The sequence below is a fragment of the Arthrobacter sp. 9V genome (assembly GCF_902506065.1).
Classification (GTDB): Bacteria; Actinomycetota; Actinomycetes; order Actinomycetales; family Micrococcaceae; genus Arthrobacter.
The window spans coordinates 105,980-119,507 of record NZ_LR732912.1 but is presented as its reverse complement, the minus strand read 5'-3'; the positions used below and the strand labels follow the sequence as shown (position 1 = coordinate 119,507).

11 protein-coding genes are annotated in these 13,528 nt (G+C 61.7%); 8 read left to right on the top strand and 3 right to left on the bottom strand.

What is annotated here, in order from left to right:
• Window positions 1-217: 217 nt before the first annotated feature.
• The 3 genes from BACI9J_RS00575 to cls are packed head-to-tail and all read left to right on the top strand — an operon-like array spanning window position 218 to window position 3,198.
• Entirely contained in the window at window positions 218-595 is a 378-nt protein-coding gene (locus BACI9J_RS00575) for a PLDc N-terminal domain-containing protein (protein ID WP_159732255.1), read from the top strand.
• Window positions 596-639: 44 nt separating this feature from the next.
• Window positions 640-1,704: an AI-2E family transporter gene (locus tag BACI9J_RS00570; RefSeq protein WP_159732252.1), complete on the top strand. Its 1,065-nt coding sequence runs from the start codon at window positions 640-642 to the stop codon at window positions 1,702-1,704.
• Between the two features lie 6 nt (window positions 1,705-1,710).
• Complete coding sequence (gene cls, locus BACI9J_RS00565; RefSeq protein ID WP_159732249.1) at window positions 1,711-3,198, top strand: cardiolipin synthase; 1,488 nt, start codon at window positions 1,711-1,713, stop codon at window positions 3,196-3,198.
• Window positions 3,199-3,251: 53 nt separating this feature from the next.
• Here cls and BACI9J_RS00560 read toward each other — a convergent pair whose 3' ends face one another.
• Window positions 3,252-3,887: a DedA family protein gene (locus BACI9J_RS00560; protein ID WP_236558263.1), complete on the bottom strand. Its 636-nt coding sequence runs from the start codon at window positions 3,885-3,887 to the stop codon at window positions 3,252-3,254.
• Window positions 3,888-3,977: 90 nt separating this feature from the next.
• Between BACI9J_RS00560 and BACI9J_RS00555 the strand changes: the two genes are divergently transcribed.
• From BACI9J_RS00555 to BACI9J_RS00535, 5 genes are all read left to right on the top strand, one after another.
• Window positions 3,978-6,614 (top strand): LuxR C-terminal-related transcriptional regulator, encoded by a 2,637-nt coding sequence (locus BACI9J_RS00555; RefSeq protein WP_159732246.1) that lies wholly within the window; start codon window positions 3,978-3,980, stop codon window positions 6,612-6,614.
• 115 nt (window positions 6,615-6,729) lie between these two features.
• Entirely contained in the window at window positions 6,730-8,532 is a 1,803-nt protein-coding gene (locus BACI9J_RS00550; protein ID WP_159732243.1) for an SLC13 family permease, read from the top strand.
• A 46-nt stretch (window positions 8,533-8,578) separates the two neighbouring features.
• On the top strand, window positions 8,579-10,291 hold the full coding sequence (locus tag BACI9J_RS00545; RefSeq protein WP_159732240.1) for an MFS transporter: 1,713 nt from the start codon (window positions 8,579-8,581) through the stop codon (window positions 10,289-10,291).
• Entirely contained in the window at window positions 10,288-11,814 is a 1,527-nt protein-coding gene (locus tag BACI9J_RS00540; protein WP_159732237.1) for a leucyl aminopeptidase, read from the top strand. Before BACI9J_RS00545 ends, BACI9J_RS00540 begins: the two co-directional genes overlap by 4 nt.
• A 45-nt stretch (window positions 11,815-11,859) precedes the next feature.
• A complete protein-coding gene (locus BACI9J_RS00535; RefSeq protein ID WP_159732234.1) occupies window positions 11,860-12,156 on the top strand; it encodes an SHOCT domain-containing protein in 297 nt (98 codons plus the stop codon).
• 111 nt (window positions 12,157-12,267) lie between these two features.
• Here BACI9J_RS00535 and BACI9J_RS00530 read toward each other — a convergent pair whose 3' ends face one another.
• Complete coding sequence (locus BACI9J_RS00530) at window positions 12,268-12,528, bottom strand: GlsB/YeaQ/YmgE family stress response membrane protein (protein ID WP_159732232.1); 261 nt, start codon at window positions 12,526-12,528, stop codon at window positions 12,268-12,270.
• Window positions 12,529-12,602: 74 nt separating this feature from the next.
• Complete coding sequence (locus tag BACI9J_RS00525) at window positions 12,603-13,481, bottom strand: serine/threonine-protein kinase (RefSeq protein ID WP_236558261.1); 879 nt, start codon at window positions 13,479-13,481, stop codon at window positions 12,603-12,605.
• Window positions 13,482-13,528: the final 47 nt, after the last annotated feature.

Sequence of the window (13,528 nt, the reverse complement as noted above, 5' to 3'; positions counted from 1 at the left end):
GCGGGAACCCATTCCAGCCACGGGTCGTGGGACGCCATCTACCGGCGCTCACCCTTAGTGGGTGATCTTTCTGCCCAATCGCTACCGATCCACCGAAGGCGCGCGCACTTAAGCGCAAGCAAATCGAGAATGGTGTTGTGGTCCTGCCAGTGGAGTTGTTGCTTTGGCAGACCATGGCGGTCCAGCCCCGGGCCGAACGAACGATGGGAAAGACACCATGAGCTTTTTGGAATCGTTGTGGAGCATCATTGTCGCATTTCTATTCATTGCCTACTTGATCCTCCTCTTTCAGATCATTTCCGATCTTCTCCGCGATAAAGCCTTGGGCGGCGGCGTGAAAGCATTGTGGATCCTATGCCTGTTCGTTGCCCCCTTTATCTCCGCCTTGATCTACGTCATCATGCGCGGAAAGGGAATGGCTCTTCGCAGTGAAATTCGTGTCCGGGAGTCCGTGGAGGAAGCGGAGAACTATATCCGCGAGGTAGCCGGAGCCCCAACACCCACTCAGCAAATCGAATCGGCTAAGGCGCTGCTCGCTGCCGGCGATATTAACGACGCCGAGTACGCCCGCCTCAAGGAGCTCGCATTGGCCTGACCTGGGCCGCGGTCCGCCATTCACGTACTGCCGAAAGGGACCGCATGACGCGTTTGAAAGCATTCCCGCTCTTGGAAGGCGGACCGTTCAGGTTCGGGCTTATCGCCGCCCTGGGTGTATTGGTCGCCCTTGCTTTGGGCTCAGCAGTCATCACTCTGCGCTATTCGCTGACCCTGATCTTTGCTGCCCTGTTTATCTCTCTGGGCCTCTATCCCTTGGTTCGCTGGCTGGAACGGTGGAAACTTTCCCGCGGTGGCGCAGTTCTGGCCGTAGCGGCAGGTTTCCTGATATTGGTAGCCGTGCTGATCCGCTTCATTGTTCCGATTTTGGTGGAGGAGGGCTCCGCACTGGTCCGGGTTCTCCCCTCGAGTTTCGATGCCGTGGGCGAACAGGACTGGTTCCGGGATTTCAACGGCTCACTGGGTGGCGCGCTGAGCCCATTACTGGAATGGCTGGAAGCCTCGGCCGCGGATCCCAACGTGTGGCTGGCTATTGGCGGCGGTGCGGTGCAGGTGGGCTACAACGTGGTTAATGGCGCCTTTGCCGTGGTGTTCGTCGTGGTCCTGACGCTCTATTTTGTTGCCGGGCATGAGGTCATGAAGTCGAGCCTTTATGCACTGGTTCCTGCGTCCCGCCGGGAATCATTTGCAGACATCTCCGAAACAATTATCGCCTCAGTTGGTAAGTACTTGAGCGGCATGTCAATTCTTGCCTTGCTCAATGCGATCTTCACCTTCATTGTTCTTTCCGTTGCCGGAGTGAGGTACGCGGCAGTGCTCGCCGTATTGGCCTTTCCCATCACCCTTATCCCTTTGGTGGGCAGCGCGATCAGCACCGCAATCATCACCGTGGTTTCGCTTTTCACCTCTCCGGCAACGGCACTGGTGGTTCTCCTGGTCATGCTGGTCTATATGCAGGTGGAGGCCTACATACTGACTCCCCGGGTGGTGGGGAAAGCGATCAGCATCCCCGGTTCCTTGGTCCTCATTGGCGCCATGGTGGGCGGGACCCTCCTGGGGCTGCTCGGGGCGCTGATAGCGTGCCCCACTACAGCCTCGATTCTGTTGATCATCAAAAAAGTGGTCATACCGCAGCAGAACGCCAAGTAGCGCGGCATGCAGGAACTACTGCGTAGTTTCCAGGAACTACTGCACGACGCAGATGCTGTCGCCTTGATCTTGCTGGCGCTCCACATCGTGCTCGGATCAATAGCGGCAGTCATGGTCTCAGCCAACAGACGGCCGTCCTCCGCCATTGCCTGGGTGCTGGCGATCATTTTCATCCCCTACCTGGGGATGGTGGCATTCCTGCTGGTGGGCCGGGGCAAACTTCCCAAAGCCCGGCGGGAGAAACAGCGCGCCGTCAACGAGCTCATGCTGGCACGGACGCCCGGCCTTTCAGCAGTGAGCCACAGCGAGGACTGGCCCGCCTGGCTGCGCTCCGCCGTCGAACTTAACCTCAGGCTTGGGTCGCTGCCCATGGTGGGTGGCAACCGTGCCGAATTGCTGGAGGACTACACAGGATGCTTCGATCGCATGATCGCGGACATCGACTCCGCCAGGGAGTACGTGCACGTGGAGTTCTACATTTTGGCGCTGAATCACACCACGGAGCCGTTCTTTGATGCCATGGCCAGGGCTTGCCGGCGTGGTGTGCCGGTGAGGGTCCTGTTCGATCATCTGGCGGCGGTCCGCGATCCCACGTATCAGGACATGCTGAGATCTTTTGACGGGATGGGCGCTCAATGGCATGCCATGCTCCCCTTGCGTCCCTTCAAAGGCCAATGGCAACGCCCGGACCTGCGCAACCACCGCAAGCTGATGGTGGTGGATGGCCGGGTGGGTTACACGGGATCGCAAAACCTCATTGATGCGTCCTACAACAAGAAAAGCAACATCAAACGCGGCCTCCAATGGCACGAATTGATGGTGCGGTTGGAAGGCCCGGTGGTCCGGGAGCTCGATGCTGTGTTCGTCACCGATTGGTATAGCGAATCCGAGATTCTGCTGCCCTTGGACACGTCCCCTGTGGTCCTTGGTTCCGCGCCCGAACTGATCGATGCCCAGGTCCTGCCCAGCGGACCCAGCTTTGACAATGACAACAACCTCAAGCTCTACACCACGCTCATTTACAAGGCCGAGCATCGAGTCAGCATCACCAGCCCCTATTTTGTGCCGGATGAGGCCATCCAGCTGGCCATCATTACAGCAGCCTCGCGCGGTCTCAGCGTGGAGCTCTTTGTCTCGGAAGTGGGGGACCAAGCCATGGTCTACCACGCACAGCGTTCCTACTACGAGGTATTGCTGCGGGCCGGCGTCCGAATCTATCTGTACAAAGCGCCGCAAGTCCTGCACGCCAAGCACTTCACAGTGGACTACGACGTCGCCGTGATCGGTTCAAGCAACATGGATGTCCGATCCTTCAGCCTCAACATGGAAGTCTCCGTACTGGTGCACGGCCGCTCCATTGTGGACCAAATGCGGGCAGTCGAAGACAGCTACCGCGCAGCCAGCACCGAGTTGCTGCTGGACGATTGGCTCCGGCGGCCAATGGGCCACGTGGCTTTGGACAACCTGGCGCGGTTGACGTCCTCGCTTCAGTAGCTGCGCACCCGTTTCACCGCCTGCATGTACATCATTAGCGCAGCCGGGTTAACTCAGTCATCCAGTTGCAGATACCACGTCACTCCGGCACTGATTGCCCGGCCCAGCAGCAGAGAGAACGCTATGGCAATAACCACGGCAAGCTCGGTGGACAGCCCCGGCAAAAGCCCGGAGAGGGCACCGATGCCCACGGAGTATGCAGACCACAGGATGCCCGCGGCCACTGAATACAGGACGAACCTGCCCCGTGGGACCGGGGTGATGGCACTGGCCACGTTCATGGTCAGCCGCCCCATGGGAACGAACCTGGACGTCAGGACCCACGAGGCTGCGTGCTTGGCCAACCGCTCCCGGGAGGCGTGCAGGGCTTTTTGGGTGCGGGGCCCCCGGAGTATCTTCCAGTTGGCCATGTCCCTGCGGCGTACCAACTCGTAGGCGCCCAGGTCTCCGGCCACGGCACCGGCAAGCATGGCTGCCACCAGGAGGAACCCGTTGGGGAGGTTATCCGTGGCTGAGAGTGCGCCCAAGGCTACGAACAAAGACGTGGTGGGAATTGGAGGGAAGATGGCCGAGAACGCAACAAACATTGCCCCAAGGGGGTAGACCCATCCGGAGTCCGCGGCACTCATGATGTCCTTAAACGCCTGCATGGTGAAACCCCTCTCCCGGGCCTCATCCAAGCGTCTCACGGCCGCCAAGATCATCCTTACGTCCTCAGCACGCCACGCGGATCGCCCGTACCGGGTGAATCCTCGATCCCCCGCCCCTACACTGAAGGTGTGGACGACCAAGGTGGTACCCGCCCGGACCTCTTGAGCCTGAAGCCAACTCCGGTCCCCCGGCCGCCCTTGGCCCTGCTGGCTCGCTCCCGACTCATGTCAAAGCTCGATGCCGCGGCAGGGACCGTCCTGATCTGCGCCCCCGCAGGTTACGGAAAAACCGTGCTGTTGAGCCAGTGGCTGGAAGACCAGCAGCACAATGTTGCCTGGCTCAGCCCCGACCAACACAACAGGGAAGCGTTGTGGCCGGCCATATTGCAGGCGCTCAGGCGATGCCCTGCCCTTCCGCCGGGCACCTTGCAGCAATTTTCCGGAACCGAAGATGACGCCGCGGACGTCCTGGGAGACCTGGCCCAGGTACTGATCGCAACAGGCACCACAATTCGCCTGGTGATAGATGGAGTGGACGGCTTCGCTCCTCATGAGCGGGATTACTGGATCCCCGCACTCATCAACCAATCAGGCCTGCCCCTTCAACTCGTGTTGGCCTACCGGGACAACACTGCGGTTGATTCCGGACCTGCCCGGCTCAGCGGACGCGTGTTTGAGTTGGGCACCAAAGACCTCGCGTTCACCATGGATGACATCAACGTGCTGGCCGCGAAAACCACCACCCTGATGGGGATGCCTCAACTGCGTGAGCTTTTCCGGCAGACTGCGGGGTGGCCGGCCTGCGTAGTCCTTGCGTTACGTTATCTGCGCGAAGCCGCCAATCCTGATGCCCCTTTGGGAGACCTGGCTGCCAACTACCGGCAACTCTCCGATTACCTCGACCACCAGATCCTCGGTGCCCTTTCCTGTGAAGAACGGCATGTCCTGACCAGTACCAGCGTATGCCGCGTGGTGGTTGCCGGGCAGGCCAACACCCTTTCAGGAAACCGGAACGCCGGGAGCATTCTTTCGGCCCTGGCCGATGACCGGGGAATCGTGGAATCGGCGGGCAGCGGGCGGAGCGTGTTCCTGGTCCACCCCTTGATTCGTGCATACTCCAGAGCCGGATTGGCCCGGAAGCAGCCCGACGAACTACTCCGCTTCAGCCGGATCGCCGCGCGGTGGCATGAGAGTGCGGGTGAACCGGAAGCGGCGCTCAGGCACGCAATGGACTCCGCGGACAGCGAGCTGATGGGCCACATCCTTGAAAAGCACGGCGTAGCGCTGTTGGGATCAGGTGAAGTGATGCACGTGCGCCGTGCGATCGCGGCATTGCCCGATTCCCTCTTCGCTGCGAGCCCCAAGCTCTGTGTGGTTGCCGCGCTGGCCCACGTGGAGAGTCGTCAACCAACCACCGCCAGCCGCTACATGGCGGCGGCAAACCGAAACCGGGCCGATGACTCACCTCCCGAACTCCGTGAACTGCAAGCGTTGGCGAAAGCCCGCCTTTCCTGGTTCAGCGACGGGTGGGAGGAGCAGGACCCGCTAGCCACCGTGGACCACGCTGCACTCCGTTTCTCGAGTCAAAGCGATGTCCGGATCGAGGCAAGGATGGTGACGGTCACTGCGGCACTGGTGGACGGGAAGTATGGAACTGCCGAGAACGAAGCCTCCGCAGCCCTGATCGAAGCCACGGAAGCAGGCAGCGCGTACCTTGCCGGCAAGGTCTACCTCAAGCTTGCCGGCATTTACTCTATGCAGGGCCGGCTTCGCCAAGCCAACGAATTTTTGCATCTCGCCGAGGAAAAGCTTCCGGCACAAATGTGGACAGCCGGTGCAGGCAGGTCGGTTGGTGCCGTGATGCATGCTTCGGCATTTCTCCTCCGGGCTGAACCGGCCCAGGCCCTGCAGTTCGCCGCAGCAGGCCTTTCGGAACTTGGACAACTGGGGTCCTCTTCCAAGGGGGTGGGAGCCGCCACGCGTGCCACCTTGGAAATCATCACCGCCTGCGCACACCTGGATTCCGGGGATAGGCGCAATGCTCTGGATGGCCTGCGGCAGGCCAGGCTGCGGATCAGCAGGGAACACGTCTTCGCCCACCCGCTGGCGGCATGCATCGCTGTTATTGAGCACACGGCCGCGCTGGCACTTGGACATGCCGACCATGCCCGCGAGGTGTTGGAATGGGCTGAGGAACGGATCCCGGGAACAGGTGAATTGTGCCTCCTCCGGGCCCAGGGGCCAGCGGGGATCAGTCGCTTCGACGCCGCTACGGACCGCCTCAGGCCACTGCACACTGGCGCGGTGAAGCCAGTACTGGAATGGACAAAGCTCCATGTGAACGTCCTGGAATGCTCCATTGCCATCCGCACCGGACGTCGAACACAGGCCGGCAAACTCTTGGAAGAAGCCCTGCATACAGCCGACGAACTGGACGTGCTCCGGCCTCTGGCAATAGCTCCCCAGGAAGTGATCGATCTCTTGGTGGAAAGGGTAGGTGCTTACGGCCCCCAAGAGGCCCTGGCTCAGCGCCTGCTTGCGTTGCGGCCGGCCACCGATGCCGGGCGGGCGCAGTCGTTGACTCCCCGGGAACGTGAAGTCCTTGCTCTTCTTCCGTCCCACTTGTCGCAGGAACAGATGGCAGCGGAACTGCACTTGTCCGTTAACACGGTGAAGACGCACATTCGCATTATTTATTCGAAGCTTGGGGCGGGGTCACGGCATGATGCGGTGGCGGCGGCGTACAAGAACGGGTATTTGCCCTAGCCGTGACCTCGGAAGACGCCCATCACTCACCTGATTGAGGTGACCCTGCCGCGGGAACCCGGATCTAGTCTGAAAGAATGCTGGCCAAAGATCCTACGGGTTGCCGAAGGCACTCATGACAGACGTCACCGTCACGTTGCTGGTGCTGGTCGTGGTGATTGCTGCGTTCGTGTGGAACCGCCTGCCGGTGGAGGTAGTGGCGCTCGGAGCGGCCCTTGCCCTGTATGGCACCGGCATTGTGGGTTTGGACGAGACGTTCGCTGGTTTCGGAAGCGGGACCGTGGTGTTGATCGCTGCGTTGTTCGTGGTGGCGGAGGCCATTGATGCCGCAGGTGTAACCACGTGGTTGGGAAGCCTGCTGATCAGGTTTTCGGGGACGAGCCGGACCCGGCTGATGGTGTTGATGATGGTTCTTACGGCCTTGCTGACTGCGCTCATCAGCGTCAACGGGGCAGTGGCCGCGTTGCTTCCCATGGTGGTGGTGCTGGCCGTTCGCCTGGGCCGGCGGCCTTCCGAGCTGCTGATGCCCATGGCCTTCGCCGCACATGCGGGGTCTTTGTTGATCCTCACCGGTTCACCGGTGAACATCCTTATTCTCAACGCGGCCCTGGAAACCACTGGCAAGGGGATTGGATTCTTTGAGTTCGGCCTGGTGGGGCTTCCACTGCTGTTGGGAACCATCGGATTGACGCTGTGGCTGGGTCCGCGCCTGTTGCCTACCCGGACCCCTGAGGCACTCCCCAAGGATCTGGGCTCCCATGGTGAAACACTCATGAATCATTACCTGGGTGGTGGTGGCCTGAGCCGGCTCAGCATTCCAGCCGGTTCAGCGTTGGTGGGACAGCCGGTTGCGTGTCTTCAGGACGGGCACGACGGCGGCCACCTCCACCTCATCAGCGTGCAGGGGTCGGACGGCAAGCCGTCCGGCAACTCCTTGTTTGAACAGGGCGATGAGATTGTGGTGCGCGGTGGTCAGCAGACCATTGACGCCCTGGCTTCCCGGCACGGCCTGAAACAGGATGACGACGCCACGTGCGGACTCATCAGCAGCAGCTACGGAGTGGCCGAGGTTGTGGTTGCACCGAGGTCGAATCTGGTTGGCACGGAGGCCTACCCGGGCATGGTGACGGACAGCGGCGATCTTGTGGTGTTGGCTCATCACCACCCGGGTGAGCCGGAGTCATCGGGGCGCACTCTCATTACCGCTGGTGACAGGCTGCTTCTCCAAGGAACGTGGTCGGCCTTGGACCAGCACACAGTGGATCACAACGTCCTGCTGGTGGACTCGCCGGACACCATCCGCAGGCAGACCGTCCCGTTGGGGCAACGCGCCACACCTGCGCTGATCGTGGTGGGCGTCATGGTGGTCCTGCTGGCCACCAACCTCGTTCCTGCACCGGTGGCCGCGCTCCTGGCGGCTCTGGCCATGGTGGTTCTCCGCGTAGTTACTGTGCAGCAGGCGCACCGTTCCATGGCATGGACCACGCTCATCCTGGTGGCAGGAATGATCCCGCTGTCCACGGCGATCACTTCCACGGGCACTGCGGAAATCCTCGCTGAAGGCATGGTGTCCGTGGTGGGAGGCGGCGGACCCCTGTTGTTGTTGGTTGGGCTCTTCGCGGTGACCGCAGTCCTGGGGCAGTTGATCAGCAACACCGCCACGGCGCTGATCATTATCCCCATTGCCCTTTCCGTGGCCCAGGAGTCATCCATCAACCCTTACGCCGTGCTGATGTGTGTGTCCGTGGCCTCCTCTGCTGCCTTGCTGACGCCGGTGGCAACTCCGGCCAACATGATGATCATGCAGCCGGCAGGCTACCGCTTCGGCGATTACTGGAAATTCGGGCTCGCGATCATGGCCCTCTACGCAGCTGTGGCCATCTTGCTGGTACCGGTGTTCTGGCCGCTTCAGAACTAATAACCAAGAAACCCACGCAACCAACAGAGCACACCAGGAGCAAGACATGGCCACTGATCAAACCACCAAAGCAACCCCACCACCCGTCAAGGCAGCTTCTTGGCTGCCCCTGATCGTGGTGGTCCTCACCCAGATCCAGGCGTCCTTCGCCGTGAACGCCCTGACGGTTTCAATGCAGGGCATCACCACTGATCTGGATACCGCAGCAACATCGGTGGGAACCGCCATCACCGCCGGAACGTTTTCGATGGCGGCCTTCATCCTGTTGGGAGCAAAGCTGGGGGCCCGGTTCGGAACGCGAAAGGTGTTCCAGATCGCCGTCGCCATCCATGCCGCCGCCATGGCAGGTGTGGCTCTTAGCCTTAGTCCGGCCATGCTGTTCATTGCCCAGGCGTCTTCGGGCGCTGTGATTGCGCTGATCGCACCGGCCCTCACGGTCTTTATCGCCACGAATTACAAGGACCAGCAGCAAGCCAAAGCCATTGGACTCCTGGCCGCTGCCATTCCGGCAGCGGGTGTCCTGGCCCTGCTGGTTGCCGGCTGGTTCGCAACTACCATCGGCTGGCGCTACTCATTTGGCCTCATGGTGGTCCTTGGCGCCATCAACCTGCTGCTGAGCTTCAAGCTCAAGACCGTGCCTGCACAACCGAAGCTTAAGATCGACTGGACCGGCTCCATCATCGCCGCAGTGGCCGTTATTTTCCTGAGCTTCGGTTTCAGTGGTTTGTCTGCGTGGGGAACCTGGTTCGCCACCAACCAAGCCCCCTTCGACATCCTGGGACTCTCGCCCGCGCCGCTCCTGATCCTTCTCGGAGCCATAGCCGGGCAGGCGTTCTTCATGTGGATCCGGAAACGCCAGGACGCCAAGCTGCCGCGCATCTTTGACCTCAGGGTTCTAGCCTCAAGCTCGGAGCTCGCTGTCACCGCTTGCATGGCCATCATGCTGTTCGTGGGAACCGCAGCGAACTTCCTGATCCCCCTGTACATGCAGATCGTGCAAGGGCGTTCCAGCATTGAGACCTCGTTCTCGATCATCCCTTACACCCTGTCCATCTTCCTTGCGAGCACCTTCGTGGCGTTCCTCTACGACAAGTTCCCGCCACGCATCATCGCCCAAGGCGGCTTTGTGGTGGTGGCCGGCGCGCTGGTCCTGCTCGCCTTCACCATCCGCAATGACTGGGGCCAGCTGTTTGTGGTGCTGGGCCTGATCCTCCTGGGGCTGGGTCAGGGCGCAATCGTCGCGTTGGTGTTCAATACGCTTCTCAGCGCCGTTCCGCGCGAGTTGGCCGGCGACGTCGGAGCCTGGCGCGGATTGGTCCACAACCTCTCCGGCAGTGTGGGCATCGCGGTGGCGAGCGCGTTCGCCGTCGGAATGCTGTCCAGCCTGATCGCCAGCGGTGCCGCGGCGCATCCCGAAGTATCGCAGGAGTTGATTTACAAGGTGAACGTCAACGAGGCCGACTTCATGACCAACGCCCAAGTGGAGGGCGTCATAGGTGACCGGGTGAGCAGTCCTGCCGAGCTGGCGGCCGCCATAGAAGTCAATGAGGAAGCACGGCTTCGCGCGTTGCAGATCTCCCTTCTTGGGTTGTCGGGGCTTGCCTTGCTGGCGATTGTCCCGGCGGGCCGTATGCCTGGCCGGATGAAGGGGGACCTGCCTGAGCAGCTCGAGCCGGACGATCCGGATGCCATCCCGGAACCGGCAGCTCACAGCGCCACCACAGCGGTACCTACAACAACAGAACGGGTGAAACGGTGAACCACGAACCTTACAAACTGATCCCTGAAGGTTTTACAGCTGTCCCGTCCATTGAAGGTGACGAGCCGGAGCTCCACTTTGTGGACGGCTTCGATCAGCTCGATGCCATAGGCGTGCTTGTCCCCTCCGAAGGGGACGTCCCGGCGTCCGTCGGCCTGCACCGGGAAGCCCTTGAAAGTGCGGGCTTCGACGGGAAACCCGGAAGCACGCTGCAGTTAGCCAACGCCTCGGGGACCCTGGTGGTGGCCGTGGGTGGTGGTAAGCCCGGCTCACTGGACGCCGATGGTAGGCGTAAAGCTGCCGCGGCCCTTGTCCGCGCCACCCAGCGGCACGCGCGCATCGGGTTCGAACTTTCCGATACTGAGGGAATCGATGCGGAGCAGCTGGGTCAGGTCTTGGCTGAGGGGGTGCTGCTGGCGCGCTACAGCTATGAAACGCTGAAGAGCAAGAGCAAGCAGGCGGCCCTGCGTGAGGTGCAGTTCCTCGCCCCGGGCCTTGACTCTGCACCCGAAGACAGGGCAGCCGCGGATCGGGGCCTGACCACCGGCCGGGTGAAAGTCCGGGCCACCACCATAGCCCGGGACCTGTGCAACGCACCGCCCAGCCACCTCACCGCCGCCGGTTTGGGTGAGGTGTCCCAGGAACTCGGCAAACGGTTTGGTTTCACGGTGGAGGAGTTCGACAAGCAACAACTGATTGACCTCCGCTGCGGCGGTCTCCTTGGTGTGAACGCCGGCAGCGCGCAGGAACCCCGCATGATCAAGCTCAGCTACAAGCCGGAGGGCTCCCCCACCGGCCACCTCGGCCTGGTGGGCAAGGGCATCATGTACGACTCCGGCGGTGTCAGCCTCAAACCCAGCGACCCCATGCACCTGCTCATGAAAATGGACATGGGAGGGGCGGCGGCAGTCCTGGCCGTCTTCACTGCCCTGCGCGATCTCGGCTGCACATCCGCCGTCACCGGATTCCTGATGTGCACGGACAACATGCCCTCCGGTTCGGCGTACAAGTTGGGAGACGTCCTCACCACCCGAAGCGGACTCACCATCGAGGTGAAGAACACCGACGCCGAAGGTCGGCTGGTGATGTGCGATGCCCTGACCTTGGCGGTGGAAGACAAGGTGGACGGGATTGTTGATATCGCCACCCTCACCGGCGCCGCACTTATGTCCTTGGGGCAGCTCACTGCACCCGTGTTCGGAAACGATCAAGGTCTTGTGGATCGCGTTCTGGCGTCCGGCAACCGTGCTGACGAGCAAGTGTGGCAGCTTCCGTTGGAGCGGGCTTACCGTCCCCAACTGGATTCCGATGTTGCCGACATCTCCAATCTGGGCGGACCCTACGCGGGTTCCACCACTGCGGCATTATTCCTGGCCGAGTTCGTTGGGGAGACTCCTTGGGCTCACATCGACATCGCGGGAACCATGCAGTCCGACAAGGACGACGCATGGCGAAGCAAAGGGGCCACCGGCTTCGGCGCCCGTCTCCTGATCGATCTGGCCCTCGGCTACTCAGCCGGATAGCCACTTCGTCCAGAAGCCTCTACGTCCAAAAGAAGGGATTCCACCATGGGTTTATTCAGAACCGCCGGCCGTGCCGCCGTCGTGGGTTCAGTATTCGGCCGCGTTCAACGCCGGCAACAACAACGCTTCGCCGCGGAGGACGCTGCGGCGGCAGCTGCCGGCACGCATTTCGCGCCGGAACCACCAACGACGCCGGCGCCTCCGCCGCCTGTACCGGCCGCCGTCGTGGATCCAACAGATCACATGCTCGCCCAACTCAAGCAGCTCGGGGAACTGAAGGGCGCCGGAGTGCTCACTGACAAGGAGTTTCAGGCGCAGAAGGCCCGGATTCTGGGCCGCTGACCGAAGGGTGGCGTCGACTGAGGTGGCGTGGACTGAGGTGGCGTGGCCAGACAGCAAAGAGGCCCCAACGCTGCAGAACGTGCAGCGCGGGGGCCTCTTGGGCTTGGGCAGTTACGCCCTCTTGCGGGTGAACAGTCCCCAGATGACGAGGACCAACAGTGCGCCACCGATGGCGAGCAGCCAAGTGGACAGCGACCAGAACTCGTTGATGCCCACCTTGAAGATTGCGCTGCCGATCCAACCACCCAGAACGGCGCCCACGACGCCGAGGAGGATGGTGGTGATCCAGCCGCCACCCTGCTTACCGGGCATGATGGCCTTTGCGATGGCGCCGGCAATCAAACCCAAAATGATCCAACCGATGATTCCCATTTTTCATTCTCTCTTTCATGAAGGAGGCCCCAGTTCGGCACAAGGAAGCGTGCCGCTATCTGCCTGATTGTTGGCTACCAGCTGAGGCGTCGGAGCATGCCGACGGCTTGGCTGGCAGACGGCCTGCCGGCAGGCCGGGGGTCGGTCATGGCGTGAAGCACCATGGACCAACGCCGCCGCACCGTGCCGGGAAGTCGGGGTTCCCCAAGAGTCCTTGCCACCATGGACTCCAAGGGTGTGCCTGGGAACGCTTTGGTTCCGGTCAGGCATTCGAGCGCAACCAAACCCAGTGAGTAGATGTCGCTGGCGGTGGTGGATGCTCCGCCGCATACCTCTTCGGGGCTGAGGTAGTGGGGTGTGCCCGAGGACGAGTTGGGCGCAGCGTGGCGTCCGTTGAGGGCGATTCCAAAGTCGGCCAGTTTCGCGATTCCCGGCCCGTGCGGGTCGGAATCGAAGTCCACCAGGATGTTGCCGGGCTTGATGTCATTGTGGACTATTCCCCTGCGATGAATGTGGGCCAAAGCCCGGGCAATGTCAGTCATCCACGCAGCCGTTTGTTCAGGCGAGGCGGGGTTGTGCTGCATGATCCCGCGCAGGTCCTTGCCACCCACCAGCTCCATCACCACGTAGTCGCGGCTTTCCTGATGGTGATCTCCCGCGTCGCCGGTCTCACCCGAGTCCAGAACCTTGACAATATTCTTGTGCCGCAAACGTCCATGGATATCCAGCTCACGCTGGAAAGGAGCGTTATCCGCGGAATCCGTTGACCTGAAAATCTTGACCGCTACGGCCCTGGCGGTAGCCAGGTCCCAAGCCTCGTTGACGTAAGCCTCCGAGCCGCCGCCCAGTTGTGCGCCGAGCCGATAGCGGCCTCCAAGGACCACGTGGGGCTGGCTGGCATTCGAAACTGAAGCTGCAGTTACGGTTGTGGCGGCTGCAGTTGCGGTTGCCATGTCCCTTGCACCGGCGCGATCAGTACAGACGGCCCCGCGATCAGCGC

Excerpts from the sequence above, each read along its gene's own strand:
- BACI9J_RS00575 (WP_159732255.1), top strand. The coding sequence starts at position 218 with ATGAGCTTTTTGGAATCGTTGTGGAGCATCATTGTCGCATTTCTATTC.
- BACI9J_RS00570 (WP_159732252.1), top strand. The coding sequence starts at position 640 with ATGACGCGTTTGAAAGCATTCCCGCTCTTGGAAGGCGGACCGTTCAGG.
- cls (WP_159732249.1), top strand. The coding sequence starts at position 1,711 with ATGCAGGAACTACTGCGTAGTTTCCAGGAACTACTGCACGACGCAGAT.
- BACI9J_RS00550 (WP_159732243.1), top strand. The coding sequence starts at position 6,730 with ATGACAGACGTCACCGTCACGTTGCTGGTGCTGGTCGTGGTGATTGCT.
- BACI9J_RS00545 (WP_159732240.1), top strand. The coding sequence starts at position 8,579 with ATGGCCACTGATCAAACCACCAAAGCAACCCCACCACCCGTCAAGGCA.
- BACI9J_RS00535 (WP_159732234.1), top strand. The coding sequence starts at position 11,860 with ATGGGTTTATTCAGAACCGCCGGCCGTGCCGCCGTCGTGGGTTCAGTA.
- BACI9J_RS00530 (WP_159732232.1), bottom strand. The coding sequence starts at position 12,528 with ATGGGAATCATCGGTTGGATCATTTTGGGTTTGATTGCCGGCGCCATC.
- BACI9J_RS00525 (WP_236558261.1), bottom strand. The coding sequence starts at position 13,481 with ATGGCAACCGCAACTGCAGCCGCCACAACCGTAACTGCAGCTTCAGTT.